This window comes from Kaistella jeonii (assembly GCF_000812865.1).
In the GTDB taxonomy this organism is placed as follows: domain Bacteria; phylum Bacteroidota; class Bacteroidia; order Flavobacteriales; family Weeksellaceae; genus Kaistella; species Kaistella jeonii.
In genome coordinates this window covers 376,455-398,935 of the sequence record NZ_JSYL01000002.1, presented here as the reverse complement: position 1 = coordinate 398,935, position 22,481 = coordinate 376,455, and the positions used below count along the sequence as shown (strand labels likewise).

Here is a 22,481-nt window from a genome sequence, read left to right as displayed (position 1 = left end):
TGTTAATGAATCTTAACGTTAGAAAAAATGACTGTAATAGTTTTGAAAGACTTGCATTATTAAATATTTTGACTTTATTTTACAACTCGAAAATTAAAAAAATAACAATTATAATTTAGTTAAGTATGGAAATGAATGTTTCAAACAACGAGGAGCAAGTAGTTGCTAAAAAAGTAGGTGGATTAAATCCCGCATTAATAATTCCTATTCTAATTTTAATAGGTATTGCCATTTACATATTTGTATTGGGTAATCCAGGAAATTTCAAGGCTGATCCAAGGCTAAATGGTCTTTCATCTGTAGCATTTTCAGGTTTAGAGACCAAAGAATTGCATCCGGGTGGTGGTTTTATGGGAGTTATCTATATGGGTGGACCAATCGTTCCAATCTTGATTTCCTTCATGATCATCGTAATCGTGTTTTCTATTGAAAGAGCTTTAGCATTGAAAAAAGCAGCTGGAAAAGGAAATGTTGATACTTTCGTTTTGAACGTAAGAAGATTATTGAACCAAAATAAAGTTGATGAAGCAATCGTAGAATGTGATAATCAAGAAGGTTCTGTGGGGAATGTAGTAAAAGAAGGTTTAACAACTTACAAAGCTTTAGCTCACGACTCATCAATGAATAAAGAGCAAAAAATGGTAGCACTTAACAAGTCAATCGAAGAAGCTACAACTTTGGAGATGCCAATGCTTGAGAAAAACATGATGATCCTTTCAACTCTGGGTACTGTTGCGACTTTGGTTGCTCTACTTGGAACTGTAATCGGGATGATCAAGGCATTTAGCGCATTGGGTTCAGGAGGAGGTACTCCAGATTCAGCTGCATTATCTATCGGTATTTCTGAAGCGTTAGTAAATACTGCTTTGGGCATTGGTACATCTGCTGTTGCAATTATTCTTTACAACTATTTTACTTCTAAAATTGACGGATTAACGTTCAAAATTGACGAAATCGCAATGTCAATTCAGCAGTCTTTCGCAGAATTCCACTAAGAATTCTCGACCGATTGGAGGTCTTTGATTTTTAGAGGATCTCAAAAAGCAGAAGTTTAATAAAAAATAATTTACAATGGCGAGAGTCAAACCAAAAAGACATAATATAAGGGTAGATATGACGGCCATGACCGATGTATCATTTCTACTCCTTACATTCTTTATCCTCACGGCTCAGTTTGCAAAACCTGATGTTGAGACGATTACCACGCCATCTTCTATATCTCAAAAGCTTCTTCCAGATGCGAGTTTGATGACTATTTTGAGCACAACGGACGGGAGATTCTATTTCACACCAGTTGAGAACGGAACCGAAAGAATCGCTCTGTTAGATAAAATGGGAGAGAAGTATGGTATGAAATTTACTGACAAAGAAAAAGTAGCTTTTTCTAATGCGCAGTCAATAGGAGTTCCTATGAATCAGTTGAAAGGTTACTTAGACCTTTCAGATGAAGACCGGAAAGCTTATAAAAGCAAGACCGGAATACCAATGGATAGTACCAATAAACAATTAATTGATTGGGTACAGCAAAGTTTAACTGTAAACCCAGATTACAAATTAGCGATCAAGGGAGACGTTCAGACAAAGTATCCTAAAGTTAAATCTTTATTTGAAGGATTAAGAGATATTGATTTCTTGAAGTTCTGGTTAATAACAAGTCAAGAAGTGGCACAATAATTAAGAAATGGCAGAAGTACAAGTAAAAGACAACGGCGGGAAAGGCGGAAAGGTACGCTCGAAAAAAGCGGTACCTCACGTAGATTTAACTCCCATGGTGGATTTGGCGTTCCTTTTGATCACATTCTTTATGTTAGTGACAACTTTCAACAAACCGAATGTGATGGATTTAGGACTTCCGGCAAAACCGAAAGACAACGTAAAACCACCTAATACAGAAATTGATTTATCGAATTCGATATCATTAATTATTGGAAAAGACAACAGAATTTTTTATCATCAGTTAGATCAGGCAGGATTGAACGATCAAACTTTGCAGGAAACAACTTTTGATAGAAATGGAATTACAAAAGTAATTGAGCAAGCAAAAGCCAACGCGAAAGATCAAACCAAATTTACGGTGATCATCAAGCCAACGGACGATGCAGTATATAAAAATTTCGTAGATATGTTAGATCAAATGGCGATTACCAAGAATGAAATATACGGTATTACCGATATTAAGCCTTGGGAAAAGCTGGTTTACGAAAGAAAAGTAGGTGGTTCAGCAGCAACTCCAGCAGCGCCTACTAATTAACTTTTAATATTTAAAAGAAAGAATAATGGCAGATGAAAACGCTTACAATCCGAATCCAACTTTGGATGAGATTGTATTTGAAAATAGAAATAAAGCTTACGGCGCATTTGATCTAAGAACGCAATATCGTTCCGTGCTTACTAAAGCGTTCATACTTGGTACTATTTTATTCGTGGTTGTTGTATTGACACCATTCATAATTATGAAGATCAAGGAGATGAATGCCAAAGATACTACTGAGGTAAATGCAAAGTTGATAGATATTCTTCCAGACAATGTAATCATTGAGCAACCTAAAGAAAAGGAACCACCTCCACCACCGCCACCAAAAGAAGAACCTAAACAAGAGGTTATTCAGAATGTGGTACCGGAGCCGGTAAAAGCGCCCAAAGTAGAAACTCCACCGCCGCCAATTTCAAAGCAGCTGGAAACTACAACAGGTTTGAATAATCAGGAAGGTGTAAAAACCCCTGCTTATACACCACCGCCGCCACCTCCAGGTCCAGGTAAATCTACAACAGTAGAGGTTAAGCCTCAAGTTTCAGAAACTCAGGTTTATACAGAAGTTGAGCAATTAGCAGAATTTCCAGGAGGGATCAATTCCTTTAGAAGTAAAGTTAATGGCAGTTTCGATACCTCGGTAATGGACAGTGATGCGGGAACGGTGAAAACAGAAGTGATCTTCGTTGTTGAAAGAGATGGTAGTATTACTGATGTGAAAGCAAATGGTCCTAATAAAGACTTTAACGCAGAAGCAGTAAGAACTGTAAAATCGATTAAGAACAAATGGGCTCCTGCGAAAATTAATGGTCAATCTGTTCGATACAGATTTAGAATGCCATTAACAATGCAGTTCGAGTAACGAAAACTGTTTATTATACTACAAAGAGAAGCGAAAGCTTCTCTTTTTTAATTTTTTTGTATTTTTGCTTTTATGATGTTTAATTGGTTGTCTTTAGTTACAGGTTTCTTTTATATGGTATTAGGAATTGTGGTAATAATTTACAAGTTCTTTGTTATTTTTTTAGAACCCAATATCGCTTATCCTTTAGGCGGTCTTTTAATCCTGTACGGAATGTTTAGAATCGGTAGAGCTATTTATAAAATTAGACAAGACAAAAATGAATTATAAAGTATTCTTTGTAGCACTGTTCTTTCTTACAGTGTTAGTATCATGTAAAAAAAAATCGGAGCGAATTGCAGATGATCCACAACAAGGAACAATAACTATATCTGCCGATGAGTCATTTCGTAGTGTTTCGGAAGCGCTTACCGAAAGATATATGGCATTAAATCCTAAAACTAAAATTAATTTGGTGATCAAAAAAGAAGATTTAGGCTTCCTGGATTTACTGGAAAATAAAGTGCGCGTAATTGTGATGTCACGTGAATTGAGCGCTGAGGAAAAAGAAGCTTACAAAAAAAAGATAGACATGAAGATGGAGCCAGGAAAATTTGCAGCTGATGCCGTAATTTTCATCGTTCCTAAAAATTCTGCCAGAGAAAGCATATCGATGGAGGAGCTTAAAAACGAATTGAACTCAGATCAAAAGAGAATTATATTTGATGGAACCAATTCCAGTAATTTAAATTTTGTAGCCCAAAAATTAGGTAAAGTTCCTAATCAATTGAAATTTTCGGTCATTAGTGGAAATAAAAATGTAGTTAAAGAAATTAGTCAGTATTCAGATAAAATCGGGGTAATAAGTTTAAATACGATCAGTCGACCTTACGATAAGGAGTCTGAGGAACTAAAGAATTCCGTCAAAATTCTTCCTGTCATTTCAAAAAATAAAACCTTTGAGCCTAACATCACGAATATCAAAGCGATGACTTATCCATTTACCAGAGTTTTATATTTTCTTACCAATGAGCCCTATTATGGATTAGGAAATGGTTTCATCCGTTTTTCTTGTCAACAGTTAGGTCAGATCGTAGTTGAAAAAGAAGGCTTGCAACCTTATACTATTTTTAATAGAGAGGTGCAAATGCGCTAAATTTTATTAAGAAAATTTCGATATTTAAAAAATTGGAATATTTTGGTATAAAAATTGGGTTAAAAATTACTCGTAAACATTAAACAAATAAAAATGAAAGATATAATGAATTTATCAAAGAAAATTGCATTCGGTGCAGCAGTAGGATTTTTTTCGAATTTTGCTTTTGCACAAACTTTACAAGATGGTGTAGCAAATGCAGATAGTCACAAATACGCAAAAGCAAAAGAAGTTTTTACGGAAATGATTGCAAAATCTCCTACAGCCGATAATTTTTTCTATCTAGGAAACGCATATCTTACTCAGTTTGAGCCAAATTTTGAAATGGCGCAAGAAAATTTTAACAAAGGATTAGCAGAAGATAAGAAAAGCAATCTTAATAAAATAGGTTTAGCCTCTGCGAAATTAGGAAAAGGAGATAAGTCTGCGATTACCGAAATCCAAAATATTGTAAAAGATTCACGAGATAAAGATGCAGAAGTTTTGTACAGAGCCGCTGAAGCTTTAACTCTTTTTGGTGGACCGCAAAATGCAGACCTTGCAATCGATTATTTAAATAGAGCTATTGATAAATCGCAAAAAGGAGGAACTCCTGCCTATTATTATTACACTTTGGGTGATGCTTACCGTTTAAAATTGACGAACAGTCCACAAGTTGCAGGTTCTGCGATGACCGCTTATGACAAAGCCCTACCTATTGCCAAAAATAAAGCTTCAGTTTATACCAGAATTGGAACACTTTGGATGCAAGCTCAGCAATGGCAAAAAGCAAAAGAAAGTATTGAGCGAGCCATTGCATCAGATTCAACGTATGCGCCGGCTTATAAAGCAAAAGCAGGATATGATATTAAATATCAGCAAAATGCTTTAGCAACACAAGATTTGGTTAATTATGCAAAATATGCAGATGAAGATCCTGATACTCAATTAGAGATTTCTAAATTATTCTTTACTAATGAAGACTATGGAAATTCAAAAATGTATTTAGACAAAGTATTTGATAAGGTAAATGATCCTATTAAATACAAATTGAGATCTTATTTATTATATGCAGATCATGATTATGACAATGCTAAAATGAATATGGATCAGTTTATTTCTAAAGCTGAAAAAAGTAGAGTTCAGCCTGCAGATCAAGGTTTGCTAGGATTGATTGCTGCTGGTTTAGCACAAAAAGAAACAGATGCAACAAAAAAAGCAGCTTATATGCTGGAATCTCAACAAAAAATTGCGATTGCTAAAGCTGCAAAAGATGAAACCCTAAACTGGGACGAGGAACTTGTGAAGATAAAAAGTGGTGGCGGAGTTACTCAAGCCGCTGTTGATGAAGGTCCAACAACCCCTGAAATTGATGCAGCTAAAGTAGAAGTAGCAGCAAATCCTCAGGATACTAATGCGCTGTTTAAATTAGCTAATGCTTACCAAGCAGCTAAAAATTATAATGGTGAAATACAAGCATGGAAAAAAATGAGCGGATTATTGCCAGATTGGGCACCAGCTTATTATAGCCAGGGAATTGCATACCAACAATTAAAAAATTACGAATTGGGAAATATTGCTTTTGAAAAATATGTTTCGGTTGTTAAGCCAACGGAGGAAGCTACGAACAAGCAAGCTTTGGCTTATGCATATTATAGCATAGCTAGCTATATAAAGGATAAGGACCCAGTAAAAGCTAAGGAATACATTGATAGATCAGTAATGTTTGATTCTACATCACCAAATGCAGTGAAATTAAAAGAACAACTCGATAAATAAAATTTTTATTTAAATTAAATCCCACTTTTTTAAAGTGGGATTTTTTTTGGTGTTTTCTTCATTTTTTTGCATCATAGATGTTGTTTTGTGGATAGCTCTTTTCCATTTTGGCTCAGAGGATAATTTCAGATATCTCGATGCATTTGAATTTTTTTCATATTTCTTATTGCAATATATATGTAGATGATACATTTTTATTTTACAAAAGAGGTTTGATTTTATCATTTCAAGATTTTTCCGATCTAATTATATCACATCAGTAAATATTATAGCATTATAATTATTTAAATAAGTACTTATTTAAAATAGGTATAGTCAACAGCTTTGTAATTTTTATAAAAAATTTTGTTGACTTTTTGATTTATAGCGTAAGATATTTTTGATTATTTGGCAATTCCGTATCCATTTTAAAGCTTTATTAAAATGCAAGGTGCTTTGTACTGGCCGTTTTCTGATGATTAAAACCACCTAAAAAGATGATTTGACATAATGTGGATAACTTATATGTAGTATTAGTTGACTATGAATCAATTTATTAGAGGGCATTTTTTCGAGCGGTTACAAATAACATGAAAAAACATTTGCGAGATAAATAGTGTAGGTATATCTTTGCACCACTTCAAACAAGAAGTAGCATAGTAGAGCGTTTCAGGTAGATATGATGTTAAATAATAGGATCGAAAGTTTCTAAAATTTTTTTTCAAAAAAGCTTGTAGATTAAAAAAACCTTCTTATCTTTGCAACCCCAAACGAGAGTAACGGGAAGCGAAGTAGAAGCAGATTGAATGATTAGAGATGGTAATTTTTAAGGCTTAGAAAAAAGTTTTAAAATTTCTTCAAAAACATTTGGTCAATTAGAAATAAGTTTATACTTTTGCACTCGCAATTCGGAACCAACGACAGAAAGAGTTTCCGAAAATAAAGCGAGAAGAATAGAGATCATTGACATACAAATAACAACCAAAAAAGTAAGGAAAAACTAAAGCGTAAATAACTTTTGAGTGAGTCAGACAAACATACAATGGAGAGTTTGATCCTGGCTCAGGATGAACGCTAGCGGGAGGCCTAACACATGCAAGCCGAGCGGTATTTATTCTTCGGAATAGAGAGAGCGGCGTACGGGTGCGTAACACGTGTGCAACCTACCTTTATCAGGGGAATAGCCTTTCGAAAGGAAGATTAATACTCCATAATATATTAGATGGCATCATTTAATATTGAAAACTCCGGTGGATAAAGATGGGCACGCGCAAGATTAGATAGTTGGTGAGGTAACGGCTCACCAAGTCAATGATCTTTAGGGGTCCTGAGAGGGAGATCCCCCACACTGGTACTGAGACACGGACCAGACTCCTACGGGAGGCAGCAGTGAGGAATATTGGACAATGGGTGAGAGCCTGATCCAGCCATCCCGCGTGAAGGATGACGGTCCTATGGATTGTAAACTTCTTTTGTATAGGAATAAACCTAGATACGTGTATCTAGCTGAAGGTACTATACGAATAAGCACCGGCTAACTCCGTGCCAGCAGCCGCGGTAATACGGAGGGTGCAAGCGTTATCCGGATTTATTGGGTTTAAAGGGTCCGTAGGCGGACCGATAAGTCAGTGGTGAAATCTCATAGCTTAACTATGAAACTGCCATTGATACTGTCGGTCTTGAGTAAATTTGAAGTGGCTGGAATAAGTAGTGTAGCGGTGAAATGCATAGATATTACTTAGAACACCAATTGCGAAGGCAGGTCACTAAGATTTAACTGACGCTGAGGGACGAAAGCGTGGGGAGCGAACAGGATTAGATACCCTGGTAGTCCACGCCGTAAACGATGCTAACTCGTTTTTGGGGCGCAAGCTTCAGAGACCAAGCGAAAGCGATAAGTTAGCCACCTGGGGAGTACGTTCGCAAGAATGAAACTCAAAGGAATTGACGGGGGCCCGCACAAGCGGTGGATTATGTGGTTTAATTCGATGATACGCGAGGAACCTTACCAAGGCTTAAATGGGAAATGACAGGTTTAGAAATAGATCCTTCTTCGGACATTTTTCAAGGTGCTGCATGGTTGTCGTCAGCTCGTGCCGTGAGGTGTTAGGTTAAGTCCTGCAACGAGCGCAACCCCTGTCACTAGTTGCTAACATTAAGTTGAGGACTCTAGTGAGACTGCCTACGCAAGTAGAGAGGAAGGTGGGGATGACGTCAAATCATCACGGCCCTTACGCCTTGGGCCACACACGTAATACAATGGCCGGTACAGAGGGCAGCTACACAGCGATGTGATGCGAATCTCGAAAGCCGGTCTCAGTTCGGATTGGAGTCTGCAACTCGACTCTATGAAGCTGGAATCGCTAGTAATCGCGCATCAGCCATGGCGCGGTGAATACGTTCCCGGGCCTTGTACACACCGCCCGTCAAGCCATGGAAGTCTGGGGTACCTGAAGTCGGTGACCGTAAAAGGAGCTGCCTAGGGTAAAACAGGTAACTAGGGCTAAGTCGTAACAAGGTAGCCGTACCGGAAGGTGCGGCTGGAACATCTCATTTTTGAGACTCTTCGTTAGAGGAGTATAAACAAACAAAACGATACGCAAGTATCATTGTCTTACTCAAAGTTAGCTTACGTTTTTCTTTATTTGGTTGATATTTATAAAAAACATACCCACTAGGATTAGTAATCAGGGAAGAGATTGAGGATGAAGAAAGAGGATATATAATTTATTACTCATTACTTTTTACTCATAAAAGAGTCTCGTAGCTCAGCTGGTTAGAGCGCTACACTGATAATGTAGAGGTCGGCAGTTCGAGCCTGCCCGAGACTACTAATAAATAGAAGTTAGATGTTAGACAATAGAAGTTAGATACAATTCGAAAGGATTTAATCTAAAATTTAAAATTTATCATCTAAAATCTAACACTAGCGGGGAATTAGCTCAGTTGGCTAGAGCGCCTGCCTTGCACGCAGGAGGTCAAGGGTTCGACTCCCTTATTCTCCACAAACTATAGCAATATAGTGACAAGTTACATTGATGTAACAAGAACAGAAGATATTTATATTACAAAAGAACGAATGACGCCGAATGGAGGCGAGACAGATTGGGAAACCAAAATGTTTAATAGGATCGAGACCTATATATTCACAGTTTTGCGAGACTGATTTAAAAGTGACGGATGGAGCCAAAAACACATCTGTTTATCAGAAGAGCAAAAAGACATAAGATCATTGACATTAACGATAAGAACATCACAAAGAGAAAACCGCGCACTTTCGAGTGCCGAGTTTTAAAAATATCGTTTAACACTACGGTGTTAGACAAAAAATACTGAACTAATTTTATATTAGGAAAGAAATCGTTAAGGGCGTATGGCGGATGCCTAGGCTTTCAGAGGCGAAGAAGGACGCGGTAAGCTGCGAAAAGCTGCGGGGATCGGCACACACGAATTGATCCGCAGATGTCCGAATGGGGCAACCCGGCTGGTTGAAGACCAGTCACTCTAATTTATTAGAGAGCAAACCCGGAGAACTGAAACATCTAAGTACCCGGAGGAAAAGAAATCGAAGAGATTCCGTAAGTAGCGGCGAGCGAAAGCGGATTAGCCCAAAAGTCTTTATATGTTTAGAAGAATGTTCTGGAAAGAACAGCCATAGAGGGTGATAGCCCCGTAATTGAAAGGCATATATAGATGATAAATGAGTAGGGCGGGACACGTGAAATCCTGTCTGAATATGGGGGGACCATCCTCCAAGGCTAAATACTCCTGAAAGACCGATAGTGAACAAGTACTGTGAAGGAAAGGTGAAAAGCACTTCGAATAGAAGGGTGAAAGAGAACCTGAAACCGTACGCCTACAAGCGGTCGGAGCCCACAAGTTGGGTGACGGCGTGCCTTTTGCATAATGAGCCTACGAGTTAATTTTACTAGCGAGCTTAAGTACTTCAGGTACGGAGGCGGAGCGAAAGCGAGTCTGAATAGGGCGCTTAGTTAGTAGGATTAGACGCGAAACCTTGTGATCTACCCATGGGCAGGTTGAAGCTTTGGTAACACAAAGTGGAGGACCGAACCGGTTGACGTTGAAAAGTCTTCGGATGACTTGTGGGTAGGGGTGAAAGGCCAATCAAACTGGGAGATAGCTCGTACTCCCCGAAATGCATTTAGGTGCAGCGTTGCAATATAGTTTATTAGAGGTAGAGCTACTGATTGGATGCGGGGGTTTCATCACCTACCAATTCCTGACAAACTCCGAATGCTAATAAATGTTCTGCAGCAGTGAGGGCATGGGTGCTAAGGTCCATGTCCGAGAGGGAAAGAACCCGGACCAACAGCTAAGGTCCCCAAATCTATACTAAGTTGAAATAACGCGGTTGAACTGCATTGACAGCTAGGATGTTGGCTTGGAAGCAGCCATTCATTTAAAGAGTGCGTAACAGCTCACTAGTCGAGCGGTTCGGCATGGATAATAATCGGGCATAAGTATAGTACCGAAGCTATGGATTTATAACTTTTGAGTTATATCTGGTAGGGGAGCATTCTGTTTGCACAGAAGCTGCATCGTGAGGTGTGGTGGAGCGGACAGAAAAGAAAATGTAGGCATAAGTAACGATAAAGCGGGCGAGAAACCCGCTCACCGAAAGACTAAGGTTTCCTCAGCCATGCTAATCAGCTGAGGGTTAGTCGGGACCTAACGCGAACCCGAAAGGGGAAGTGGATGGACATAGGGTTAATATTCCCTAACTTGCTCACATTAAAAAGGGGACGGACTGCCGTACTTACTGGAGACTGACGGAATAGTCAAGACCTAGCCTTCGGGCGAAGTTGTTGTAGGGAAAGCGGTTCCAAGAAAAGCCGAAGTGAAGCAACCCGTACCAAAACCGACACAGGTAGTCGAGGAGAGAATCCTAAGGTGCTAGAGTGAATCATGGTTAAGGAACTAGGCAAAATAGTCTCGTAACTTCGGGAGAAGAGACGCCAGCAGCAATGCTGGCCGCAGTGAAGAGGCCCAGGCGACTGTTTATCAAAAACACAGGACTCTGCTAAATCGAAAGATGCTGTATAGGGTCTGACACCTGCCCGGTGCTGGAAGGTTAAGGAAGGTTGTTAGCAGCAATGCGAAGCAATTAACTGAAGCCCCAGTAAACGGCGGCCGTAACTATAACGGTCCTAAGGTAGCGAAATTCCTTGTCGGGTAAGTTCCGACCTGCACGAATGGTGTAACGATCTGGGCACTGTCTCAACCATGAGCTCTGTGAAATTGTAGTCTCGGTGAAGATGCCGAGTACCCGCAATGGGACGAAAAGACCCTGTGAACCTTTACTATAACTTCGTATTGACTTTGAATAAACAATGTGTAGGATAGGTGGGAGACTTTGAAGCTGGCACGCTAGTGTCGGTGGAGTCAACGTTGAAATACCACCCTTTGTTTATTTGGAGCCTAACTTCCTAACGGAAGGACATTGCGTGGTGGGTAGTTTGACTGGGGTGGTCGCCTCCAAAAGAGTAACGGAGGCTTTCAAAGGTACCCTCAGCACGCTTGGTAACCGTGCGTAGAGTGTAATGGCATAAGGGTGCTTGACTGTGAGACCTACAAGTCGATCAGGTGCGAAAGCAGGACATAGTGATCCGGTGGTTCCGTATGGAAGGGCCATCGCTCATAGGATAAAAGGTACTCCGGGGATAACAGGCTAGTCTCCCCCAAGAGCTCATATCGACGGGGAGGTTCGGCACCTCGATGTCGGCTCGTCACATCCTGGGGCTGGAGAAGGTCCCAAGGGTTGGGCTGTTCGCCCATTAAAGTGGCACGCGAGCTGGGTTCAGAACGTCGTGAGACAGTTCGGTCTCTATCTATTGCGGGCGTTAGATGTTTGAGAGGGCTTGAATCTAGTACGAGAGGACCGATTTGAACAAACCTCTGGTGTATCTGTTGTATTGCCAAGTGCATCGCAGAGTAGCTACGTTTGGAAAGGATAAGCACTGAAAGCATATAAGTGCGAAACCTGCCTCAAGATGAGACATCTTTTAAGGGTCGTTGGAGATGACAACGTTGATAGGCTATAGGTGTAAAGGCAGTAATGTCATAGCCGAGTAGTACTAATTACCCGTAGATTTATAGCTTAATATAGGCACTCGATCGTGCAATACGGTCTTCTCTTTGTGAACGTTTTTATCGATTTTTTAAATCAGACAAGAGATTTAAAGACACCAGATACCAGACTAAAAGTCTATTATCTATCTGTCTATTATCTATTAGTCTTATTTAATATACATATACTGTACATCCTTTTGTACAAAACCAACTTTAGGGTGGTTTTAGCAGAGGGGCTCACCTGTTCCCATTCCGAACACAGAAGTTAAGCCCTCTAGCGCCGATGGTACTGCGTAAGCGGGAGAGTAGGTCGCCGCCAGTTTTTTTAAAACCTCATACATTTATTTGTATGAGGTTTTTTTGTGCTGCAAACTTAAAAAAAATAATAGAGAAAAGACGGAAAGGTTATAGACGAGAAGGTGAAGTCGAATAGTTATGATTGATCACAAACAAAGGACGAAGATATGATATAGACGCAAGATCCGAGCGCGGAAAAAATTTCTAAGAACACTTAGAAATTCTACAGATTTTCATTGTCAAATTTTATGATGGAAAGTTTATAATAAGCTATAAGTATTTAGGAAATAGAATATTCTAAATATACGTATTATTTGATGCAGTTAGTTCTGTTTGAGTTTGTGATTATAGATATAATTTTTCTATAAATTAAAGTAAGTCTGTATTCCGTTTTGATCTCAATGGTTATCTGATTAATTTTATGGTCCTCCAATATAAAAAGGATGGGAAATTGGTGTTCCTTAGTTGAATTTGCGAAAAAGCTATTTTAATAATTTACCTTTTATTATAAATGTAAAACCTAAAGTAAATATTACTACCAAGGACTCCTTTACATTCATTGTTGCGTTTTGAAAACTTATTAATTTAGTTATTCTTTAGAATTTGAAATTATGCACTTTTGGTGAAAGAATCATGTAGGGCAAACTTTCTAAAACGAGGAAGCATTATTTGTTTGGAAGAAGAAGGAACTTTTATTCTAGCCACGATGGGAGCGGCATCCTTTTTTGCTGGTGCTAATTTATTATGATCGGAAAAATTGTAAGCAAAAAAGATAAAGTGGACAGCGTGTTTTACGGTTTGAAATATGAAAAATGCTGTTTGCTCCCAACAATTCTAAAACCTACTCAAAATTCCCCAATGGATTTTAGTATCGCCAAATTTAATCGGATTACCGAATTCATTTCCATTTGAAATCTGAAAACTCATCAGTCCAATAGGTAGAACGAAATTGAAACCCAATCCAAAACTGTAAATTTTCGGTTTTAAGTTCAAACTCTTATTGTTGAATTCGCCGTACTGTCCGAAAACATCAAAAAAAGCCTGTTCACCTACAAGATATCGGTATTCCGCTGTTCCATAATAATATAGATCTGCATAAAGCGAATTCTCATTAAATCCCCGAAAAGAATTCCAACCTCCAAAACGCAATAATTCATTTGCTGCGAACTCATTTTTCGAATTTAATAGGGCGGTTTCACCTCGTAAATTTAAATAATTATTCCCCGAAATATGAAAATTTCGTTCAGCGGAAAAGAGGAAATTATTTTGTGTAACGGTAGCATTTTCTTTTGAATAATTCGTTGAAATATAGTCGGCTTCACCTCTAATCCGCGTTTTATAGAGAAAGAGTCCGACTTCGGAAGGTTCTGTAAACTCATACCAAACACCGATTCCTTGCTTTGTAAAATCTTTTCCCTGCGTGTATAATGTATCGATAATTGCCGAAGTTTCAAACCTTCCGCGAAGTCCCAATTTTTGTCTGCTACTTAAATGAAGGTAGATACTCGGTAAAAATTTTACCGTTGCATAAGTGGAATCTTGCCTGAAAATATTCACATTGATATTGGTTCCGAAATTTGATTTAAAGAGATAAGGAATATCGGTTTGAAGATCAAAAGTTTGTCCTTGATCTGGATTTCTTTGCCAAAAAACATTTACAGTTTCAAATCGATTAAACATATTTCTGAAATTGACATTCAAACTTCCATTAACAGTAAATTTATTGGTTTTATCGTTCCCAAAACCGATGACACCATCAAAACTATTAGATCTCTTTTTTCTCAAAAATAAAAATACTTGCGTAGAATCTTTGGTAAATAAAGTTTGCGGTGGTTTATCTAGCGATATAAAAGGATGATTTTGGAGAGATTGATTGATGGCGACCAAATTTCTGTCATCATAAGTTTTACCTTGAAATTCTTTTTCTAAATTTTTGATAAATCTTGTAGGGACTTTTTCATAACCTTTAATGACGAAAGCATCTATTTTCCTTTTATTTCCTTCAACGACAGTGATCTCAACTTGCGGAATATTATTTTTCATTCCGGTGAATTTCGATTTCACACGGTTAAAAGCAAATCCCTGGTTGCGGTATTTTTCGCTGATTTCTTTTTTTAAAGAGTCTAGATTCTTTGTAAAGAATTCGGTTTTTAATTTGGATAATTTTGCAGGTTCAGCTAGAATTGTAATTTGCGCTTCGTTAAAATTTTTGCCTTTATCGAAGTAAATGTTGGTCACATTTGCCTCTTTTGTAACATTTTTAACTTCAATAAAATAGTATTTGTTTTGGGAGAGAGAGTCTAGAAATTTAACCGCAGAAAGTGAATCTTTTACTGCAATCTTTTGATTATTTTCAACATCAATTAGTTGATATTGTTTTTGCTGAGCTTTAAAAAAAACACAGATGAGCAGCAGAAATATGGCGTAAAAGATTTTCAATAAATAGATTCTTAATTGGAACTCAATTTACGCAAGTTTATTATATTTTTAAATTTATTTTTTTATTTAGTGTGATACAATTTGGGATGAATTTAAAAGAAATATAGATTTTTAAATTGCAATTTCCTGGAGATCAGGATTAATTTTTTATCTTTAAGCATTATTAAAAAGTACTTTCATCCTTTCAATTTTCGGAAGGTTATATTTGAAAATTCATGAAAAAAATAGGCTTGTTTTTCGGTAGTTTTAATCCCATTCATATTGGTCATTTAATTTTAGCCAATTATATTCTGGAGAATTCTGATATGGAAGAACTTTGGTTTGTTGTAAGTCCTCAAAATCCTTTTAAAAATAAAAAATCTTTACTCAAAGATCATAACCGTTTAGATATGGTGCAAGTTGCTGTAAAAAATTATCCGAAAATGCGGGTGTCGAATGTAGAGTTTTCTTTGCCTAAACCTAGTTACACGATTGATACATTAACTTATCTACATGAGAAACACCCCGATTATTCGTTCGCTTTGATTATGGGTGAAGATAATTTGGATGGACTTTCTAAATGGAAGAATTCGGAAACTTTAATTAAAAATAATCAGATCATTGTTTATCCCAGAAACTTTGAAGGAGAGAAGAAAGATAACGATTATTTGCAGCACGAAAATATTTCTCTGATCAATGCGCCGGTTGTAGAAATTTCTGCTACCGAAATCCGAAATATGATCAAAGATGGAAAAAATGTGCGACCAATGTTGCCACCAGAAGTTTTTGAATATTTGGACGGAAGCAGTCTCTATAAATAATACTTTAGGTTTCTCCTATTTTAAATCCTTAAATTTGCAGTCGTTCTCCTCACAAATTGTTAAATAATTCTACATGCACTTTATCGAACATTTCTTTTCAAAATATTCCAAAGAAAAACTTACCAAGTGGTTTCATCAAATCTGCTTTGCAGAAGCAATTTCCTGGTGTTTTCTTTTCAGTGCGATGGTTTGGATTCGTTATGATCGAGATGCACTTTTGCCTACTATTTATATTATTATTGTAGGAAATATTCATGGTTTATTTTTTAGCCTTTATCTTTTACTTTTAATTCCTGCGAGAAAAATTTTTAAGTGGGACGATGAAGATACGGTCTTTGCAGTAATCTCGGCATTTTTCCCTTTTGCGACGATTTGGGTAGAAAAAAAACTGGCTCGTTTTGACCGGGAATAATTTCTGAAATGTTCTAAATATCTTAATAGTAAAAATTTAAGAGTGGAGATTTTCCACTCTTTTTTGTGTTTTTGATGTAATACTTTCTAGTTTTCAGTCTCTCATTAGAAAGAGATTAAAAATTGTGAAAAGTTTTAGTATTGATTATCAGTCTGTTAATCTACAAAAGTAAATTACTTTACTACTTTGTATTGCATGATACTAATATATTAACATATCTTTGCATTGTAATACTACTAAAAAAAATATAACCAAAGAAAAGATGGAAGCAAAACTAAGGACCAAAATGATAACCAATCAAAAACTGATCACCGCACTTCCTTCTTTTTCTTTTTTAAAACCTCAACCATGAAAAAAATAATTATGATCTCCTCCTTGCTTTCCGGCGTTATTGCCTTTGCACAAGGAACTCAAAAAACCGACACTTTAAAAGTTCAAAGTATTAAAGAAGTTACGTTAACTAAAAAAGTTTTCAAGAAGTTAAGCGACCGTTTCGTTTATGATATTTCAGCTTCTCCTATAGCAAAAGGAAATACTGCTTTTGGGCTGTTGAAAGAAACGCCGCTTGTTTCTTCAACGGATGATAAAACTTTAAAAATTGCCGGAAAATCTAACGCCGTAATTTACATCAATGGAAGACCAACTCAAATGGATGCAGATGGACTGGAACAATTTCTAAAAAATATGCCCGCAGAAAATATTCAGAGAATTGAAGTTATCACAATGCCTGGAAGCGAATTTAAAGTAGAATCTACAGACGGGATTATCAATATAATTCTGAAAAAGAAAACTACAGACGGATTAAATGGAAACTTGAGATTCGTTAATGAGCAAAATTATTTTAATGCAACCGGAGCTGGAGTTAGTTTGAATTATCGAAAAGAAAAGTTAGGAATTAGTGGAAATGTAAACACTAACGAAAATATAGAGTACAAATATTATATTTTAAATAATGGAAATAAAGATGCAGAAAATCGTTCTGTCGGTTCTATGTCTGATCCCAACAAAAATTTAGGCGGTTATTTAAACATCGATTACCAGTTAAACGATAAAAGTAGTTTAGCTTTAACTTACAATTCAAGAGCGAATAGAAGTTACGATTCTACAATCGATTTATTTAATACAACGACCAGTTTACTGACCGACCAAACCCAATATTCTTTGACAAAAAGCAGTGAGAATGCTCGTTCTTACAATAATTCTGTGAATTTGAATTATGAACTAAAAACGGATTCTTTGGGAAGTAAATTAAATTTAAACGCAGCAGGATTACTTTTCAGAAGATTTCAAACTTCAACTAATTTCACTTATGGTTCCGATATCAACCAAAATCAAATTTCGCAATCTTTGAAAATTATGCAGGTTCAACCTCAAATTATCAATAATTTTTCTGCAACTGCAGATTATGTTCAGAAATTCAAAAAAGATTTAACAATTGCGGTTGGTGGAAATTTTAATAAAACCAGTACAGATAACGATACGCAATACAATGCTTTCGATTTTCGAACACAAACTTCTGAGTCAAAACCTAACCGTTTTCTCTACGACGAAAATATTTATGGAGCTTATTTAACGATTGAAAAATCATTTTCTCCAAAATTTTCCGGTAAAATTGGCGCTCGATATGAATTAACTCAGAGTGAAGGAAATTCTGATAATGCAGAAGATGAAAGGTTGAGAAGCATCAAAAGAAATTACAATCAGTTGTTGCCTTATTTAAGTGTGAATTATGCAATTAATAAAGACAATAATATTTCTTACGCTTTTTCCAGTCGTATCAAAAGACCAAATTTTTGGGAGTTGAATCCGGTAAAAACTTTATTGACAGAATTTAATTACACGCAGAATAATCCTTTCGTAAAAGCTTCTTCAGTGTACAAACAAGAATTTACTTACATGTATAAAAACTCTTACTTTTTGATTTTAAATCATGCTTTTGTGAAAGATAATATTACAGAAGTTCCTTTGCAGGGAGTAATTAATGGCGTAAATCAGGTGAGATACATCCGAACAAATTTTGGTAATAACCAGGAATATAGCGCAATGTTAGGAATGCAAAAAAGTTTTTTCAAAGGATATTTATCTACCAATTTTAATGCAGGAATTCAGCACAATAGAAATAATGGAAGTCTTAATCAGGATCCAATTACAGGAGATATTTTCCCGCTTTATGAGAACCAAAGAAATTCTACTAGTTTTACAGTTCAAACAAATAACAATATTCAGTTAGATAAGAAAAAAACTTGGTTTCTAGGTATTAATTATTTTTACATCGATAAACAAACGGTAGAACTAGGGGAACTTGATAAAATAATGAGTTTAGATTTCACCGTGAAAAAAGTATGGAATAACTGGACATTCTCAGTAGATTTAGATGATGTTTTAAATACTCAATTGATTTCTGTTACAGATTATCAAAAAAACGGAAACTACAATAATATTTCTCAAGACCGATATACAAGAAGCGTAAAATTAACGATGGTTTACAACTTTGGAAATCAAAAAGTGAAAAAAGTTAGAGATATTGATAGTGCAGATAAAGACATTAAAAACAGAACCCGATAAAAATAGTCATACTTCATATTAAATTGTAAAAAAAATCCACGACTTTAGGTTGTGGATTTTTGATTTTATTAAAAGCAGATAAAGAACACACTTTTAAAATAACTATTCATAACATAATAAATGGAAAGGTATTTGATGACGTTAAAGACAACTTTAAAAACAAAAAGATGAAAGTAATAATTTCTGCAGTAGTACTACTATTTTTTTTATCATCCTGTAACAACGACTCCGAATCAGATATTGTTTACACTAACGCAAGAAATTTAATGGATGTTTCTTACGGGCCAGATTCGAAACAAAAAATGGATATTTATCTTCCACCAAACAGAAGTAATTCCAAAACTAAAGTTTTTGTTCTGATTCATGGTGGTGGTTGGACAAGTGGAGATAAGGTAGATTTTAACAGTTACATCCCAAAACTTCAGATGAATTTATCCGATTTTGCGATTGTAAATATAAACTATCGGTTGGTGGGAAGTTCGGTGACTTACCTATTGCCTTATCTTACGGATGATGTTAAATATGTTCTTGATAATCTTGGACAAAATTCTTCAGAATATGGAATTAAACCAGAATTTGTATTGTGCGGAGTTAGCGCGGGAGGACATTTGTCAATGCTTTACTCCTATAAATATGACGATCAGAAAAGAGTGAAGGCCGTTGTAAACATTGTTGGACCTACAAATTTTGAAGATAGTTATTACACTTCGTATCCACAATATTGGGATGCAATTCCGTTTATCATTGATCCAAGTCTATTACCTCCAAATTATTCTGCGCCAAAATTTGCCAGTCCTATAACTTGGGTCACCAATTCTTCTGCGCCAACTATTTCGTTTTTTGGAAGCAATGATGAACTTGTTCCTCCAAGTCAGAAAACAATTTTAGATCAAAAGCTACAGGAAAAAAATGTTGCCAATGAATCCTATTTGTACAATGGTGGACACGGAATTGGAGGAGATTACGAAAATGAAATTATTAGCAAAACGAAGTCTTTCATTTATAAATATGTTAAATAAAAGACCTTAGTTTCTACAAAAATTTACAAATACCTGTTTTAATTCTTCGGTAAGAAAACTTCCGCCAACATGCATCTTGCGCTTCCGCCACCATTTACTTCAATGGTATTTAAATTTGCATAAATAATTTCGCAATAATTTTCAATTCTTTCGACTTGTTCTTTAGTTAAAGATTTGTAAGCGGTTTCACTCATTACCAAAAACTGCGTTCCCTCTTCATTCTGAACCTGCAGCATATTTCCCGCAAACTGCTGAAGCTGATCTTCAGAAATTTCGATCAATTCTTTATTGGTTGATTTAATGACTTCCTGCATTTTTTCTCTTTCCATTTCGTCATCGATACAATCCAGGCAAATTACCACAAACTGTTCCGCAACACACATCATCACATTGGTATGATAAATTGGTAATCGCTGATCACCAACATTTTGATAAGAATGAAAAACGACAGGTGTGAAATTAAATTTCTCACAAAATTTTCTAAATAATTCCTCATCTAAACGAAGCGAAACTGAGCCGTACGCAATTTTGTAATCGTGATCGAAAATCATACTTCCAGTTCCTTCCAGATATTTCTCTTCGTGCTCGAAATGGGAGAAATCATCAACTTCATCAATCTTGAAACCTCCTTTTTCTACGGTTTCTAAAATTTCCGGGCGACGTTCAACTCTTCTGTTCAAAGCAAACATCGGGTAGAGAGCGACCGTTCCATCTTCGTGAAAACTCACCCAGTTATTGGGAAAAATAGAATCGGGAGAATGTGGATTCAAAGTATCTTTTATAGTAATAACATTAACGCCTTTTTTGCGGAGTTTATCTACAAAATTGTTGAATTCCTGAAGTGCTTTTTCTTGAATATCAGTTTCTTTTTGTTCTTTTTGAAAATAGTTATTTTCGGCAGTTTGGGAATTGTAACCGAAAGCAATCGGTTCTACCATCAAAACGGTACTGGCTGTTTGCATGAAATATAAGTTTTAATCAGCATTGAGTTGCTATTGAACAAAAATACTTAAATTTATAGATAATAAAAAATAGATGTTAGAAATTGCTTGTTTTGAAATTACTTCTGCTGAAACTGCCATGAAATCAATGGCTGATCGAATAGAGTTCTGTGATAATTTTGAACTCGGTGGAACGACTCCCGATTTTTATGAGTTTTTGCACTTGAAACGTACTTCCAAAACTCCTGTTTATGTGATGATCCGGCCAAAAGGTGGTCCATTTTTTTATTCTGCTGTAGAATTTATTCAGATGAAAAGCAGCATGATCATTTTTAAAGAAGCTGGTGCAAATGGATTTGTCTTTGGGATTTTAGATTCACACAACGAAATCGACGAAGCAAAAAATTTAGAACTTCTGGAACTTGCGGGCGAAATTCCATGTACTTTTCACCGTGCTTTTGACCGAACTTCAGATCTAGAAAAGTCCATCAAAACTTTAATTAAATTGGGTTTCAAAACCGTTTTAACTTCTGGTGGAAAATCTGATGCTATGAAAGGAAAAGAAAATCTGAAAAATTTGATTGAGAAATATTCCGGGCAAATTGAAATTTTGATTGGTGGCGGAGTTCGTTCTGATAATATTTCGGAATTGAAAGAATTTACGGGCGGAACCAGTTTTCATTCCTCCGCAATTTTAAAATATGATACATTTGTAACAGAAGGTGAAATTAAAAAATTGAAACAAGGCTGTTCTTAGAAACTAATCTTGCTAAACACCAGACTTTCTATTCAATAACTTCAATTAAAGTTGCGATTAAAAATTCGTTTCTTAGAGTGAAAAGCTTTTGCGGCCGTAATTTGTCTGAAGGGAAGTTGTGTAATTTTTGCGTCTTTGCGTGAAAAGAAATTACTCTCTCACCAAAGGTAAAGTCGAACATCTCAACAAACCACCCATTTTCGAAATCTCACGATACGGAATTTCTTCAACGGTCATTCCCCATTCATTTCGGAGGTGATTATTCATTCGCGTAAAAGAAGAATCAGAAACTACGATCTCAGGAGAAATAGAAAAAATATTTGGATTCATTTCAAACATTTCCTGCTGCGTTACATGGAAACAGTTTTCTTCGCCGAAAATGTCCAGAAGCAATCTGTAATCACTTTCATCTACAAAACCGTCTTTATAAATAATGCATTTATCTTTTCCGATCGGGTTAAAAGTACAGTCTAAATGAAGAATTCCTTTGAAAGGATCAGAGTCGTTCTTTTTTAATTCCAGATCGATGATTCGTTTTTTAGGGAAATATTCTTTTAAAACTTCGATGGCATATTCGTTGGTTCTTGCCGTTTTAAAATTCCGGTAATCTTCAGAAAAACATGTTCCGATAAATAGAAAATCATTCCATACAATAACGTCGCCACCTTCAATATGAGCAGTATCGGGAAGATTGATGATTTTTTTCCAGCCAACTCTTGCGAAAATTTTCCGGTAAGCGTCCTGTTCATCATAGCGATCCTGGATGATATTTGAAATAATCATTTTATCATCGATCACAAAAGCCACATCGCGCGCAAAAACCTGGTTGTAATCATTAATTAAACCTGGTCGGTAAACTTCAACATCATGTTTTCGCAATACTTTTTCGAATTCCGACATTTCATGAACGATCCCTTCTTCTGTCGGATAAATCCCATTTGCAAGAGAGTGATAACTTTTTGCGTCATAACTGTCTTCTAAAGAATGCGGATGGCCCATTGAATTAGGCATTCCGAGTACGACAGATCTTAATTTTCCAGTTTCGTTAGTGATGTTGAGATTCATAAATAAGTGATTGTGTCAAATTTAAACAAAGCAATCGAGTTGCGAAAATTTTATTAATAATGAACAAAAATTTATGCTGGTTAGATAATTTATAGAATGTGACAAAATGAC

Annotated in this window: 14 protein-coding genes, 2 tRNA genes and 3 rRNA genes; 16 read left to right on the top strand and 3 right to left on the bottom strand. The window is 36.3% G+C overall.

Annotated features, from left to right (window positions below):
- The first annotated feature begins 125 nt into the window (after window positions 1-125).
- The 11 genes from OA86_RS04475 to rrf all read left to right on the top strand — a co-directional run bounded on the left by OA86_RS04475 (window position 126) and on the right by rrf (window position 12,397).
- Window positions 126-995, top strand: a complete 870-nt coding sequence (locus tag OA86_RS04475; RefSeq protein WP_039349458.1) for a MotA/TolQ/ExbB proton channel family protein — start codon at window positions 126-128, stop codon at window positions 993-995.
- Window positions 996-1,071: 76 nt separating this feature from the next.
- Window positions 1,072-1,674: an ExbD/TolR family protein gene (locus tag OA86_RS04470; protein ID WP_039349455.1), complete on the top strand. Its 603-nt coding sequence runs from the start codon at window positions 1,072-1,074 to the stop codon at window positions 1,672-1,674.
- A gap of 7 nt (window positions 1,675-1,681) precedes the next feature.
- Window positions 1,682-2,251, top strand: a complete 570-nt coding sequence (locus tag OA86_RS04465) for an ExbD/TolR family protein (RefSeq protein ID WP_039349451.1) — start codon at window positions 1,682-1,684, stop codon at window positions 2,249-2,251.
- A 25-nt stretch (window positions 2,252-2,276) separates the two neighbouring features.
- On the top strand, window positions 2,277-3,113 hold the full coding sequence (locus OA86_RS04460; protein ID WP_039349449.1) for an energy transducer TonB: 837 nt from the start codon (window positions 2,277-2,279) through the stop codon (window positions 3,111-3,113).
- A 259-nt stretch (window positions 3,114-3,372) separates the two neighbouring features.
- Window positions 3,373-4,248, top strand: a complete 876-nt coding sequence (locus OA86_RS04450; protein ID WP_039349443.1) for a PstS family phosphate ABC transporter substrate-binding protein — start codon at window positions 3,373-3,375, stop codon at window positions 4,246-4,248.
- 93 nt (window positions 4,249-4,341) lie between these two features.
- Window positions 4,342-6,006 carry a tetratricopeptide repeat protein gene (locus OA86_RS04445; protein ID WP_039349440.1) on the top strand — a complete coding sequence of 555 codons (1,665 nt, stop codon included), beginning with the start codon at window positions 4,342-4,344 and terminating at the stop codon, window positions 6,004-6,006.
- A gap of 1,018 nt (window positions 6,007-7,024) precedes the next feature.
- Window positions 7,025-8,541, top strand: a 16S ribosomal RNA gene (locus tag OA86_RS04435).
- Window positions 8,542-8,742: 201 nt separating this feature from the next.
- Window positions 8,743-8,816: transfer RNA gene (locus OA86_RS04430), tRNA-Ile, on the top strand.
- A gap of 100 nt (window positions 8,817-8,916) precedes the next feature.
- A tRNA-Ala gene (locus OA86_RS04425) sits at window positions 8,917-8,990 on the top strand.
- A gap of 348 nt (window positions 8,991-9,338) precedes the next feature.
- A 23S ribosomal RNA gene (locus tag OA86_RS04420) occupies window positions 9,339-12,104 on the top strand.
- Between the two features lie 185 nt (window positions 12,105-12,289).
- A 5S ribosomal RNA gene (rrf, locus tag OA86_RS04415) occupies window positions 12,290-12,397 on the top strand.
- The 16S, 23S and 5S rRNA genes sit together here with 2 tRNA genes alongside, the layout of an rRNA operon.
- 809 nt (window positions 12,398-13,206) lie before the next feature.
- Here rrf and OA86_RS04410 read toward each other — a convergent pair.
- Window positions 13,207-14,811, bottom strand: coding sequence for a BamA/TamA family outer membrane protein (locus OA86_RS04410; RefSeq protein ID WP_082017291.1), 1,605 nt, complete (start codon window positions 14,809-14,811; stop codon window positions 13,207-13,209).
- A gap of 215 nt (window positions 14,812-15,026) precedes the next feature.
- Here OA86_RS04410 and nadD point away from each other — a divergent pair, with 215 nt between their 5' ends.
- The 4 genes from nadD (at window position 15,027) to OA86_RS04390 (ending at window position 19,607) form a co-directional block, all read left to right on the top strand.
- Complete coding sequence (nadD, locus tag OA86_RS04405; RefSeq protein WP_039349434.1) at window positions 15,027-15,611, top strand: nicotinate (nicotinamide) nucleotide adenylyltransferase; 585 nt, start codon at window positions 15,027-15,029, stop codon at window positions 15,609-15,611.
- A 73-nt stretch (window positions 15,612-15,684) separates the two neighbouring features.
- On the top strand, window positions 15,685-16,023 hold the full coding sequence (locus OA86_RS04400) for a DUF3817 domain-containing protein (protein WP_039349431.1): 339 nt from the start codon (window positions 15,685-15,687) through the stop codon (window positions 16,021-16,023).
- 348 nt (window positions 16,024-16,371) lie between these two features.
- Window positions 16,372-18,588, top strand: coding sequence for a TonB-dependent receptor domain-containing protein (locus tag OA86_RS04395; protein ID WP_039349428.1), 2,217 nt, complete (start codon window positions 16,372-16,374; stop codon window positions 18,586-18,588).
- Window positions 18,589-18,755: 167 nt separating this feature from the next.
- A complete protein-coding gene (locus OA86_RS04390) occupies window positions 18,756-19,607 on the top strand; it encodes an alpha/beta hydrolase (RefSeq protein ID WP_126340452.1) in 852 nt (283 codons plus the stop codon).
- Between the two features lie 38 nt (window positions 19,608-19,645).
- On the opposite strand, the gene ctlX is transcribed toward OA86_RS04390, so the two are convergent.
- Window positions 19,646-20,569, bottom strand: a complete 924-nt coding sequence (gene ctlX, locus OA86_RS04385; RefSeq protein WP_039349422.1) for a citrulline utilization hydrolase CtlX — start codon at window positions 20,567-20,569, stop codon at window positions 19,646-19,648.
- A gap of 73 nt (window positions 20,570-20,642) precedes the next feature.
- Between ctlX and OA86_RS04380 the strand changes: the two genes are divergently transcribed.
- Window positions 20,643-21,305, top strand: coding sequence for a copper homeostasis protein CutC (locus tag OA86_RS04380; RefSeq protein ID WP_039349418.1), 663 nt, complete (start codon window positions 20,643-20,645; stop codon window positions 21,303-21,305).
- Between the two features lie 150 nt (window positions 21,306-21,455).
- On the opposite strand, the gene OA86_RS04375 is transcribed toward OA86_RS04380, so the two are convergent.
- Window positions 21,456-22,370 carry a dimethylarginine dimethylaminohydrolase family protein gene (locus tag OA86_RS04375; protein WP_039349414.1) on the bottom strand — a complete coding sequence of 305 codons (915 nt, stop codon included), beginning with the start codon at window positions 22,368-22,370 and terminating at the stop codon, window positions 21,456-21,458.
- Window positions 22,371-22,481: the final 111 nt, after the last annotated feature.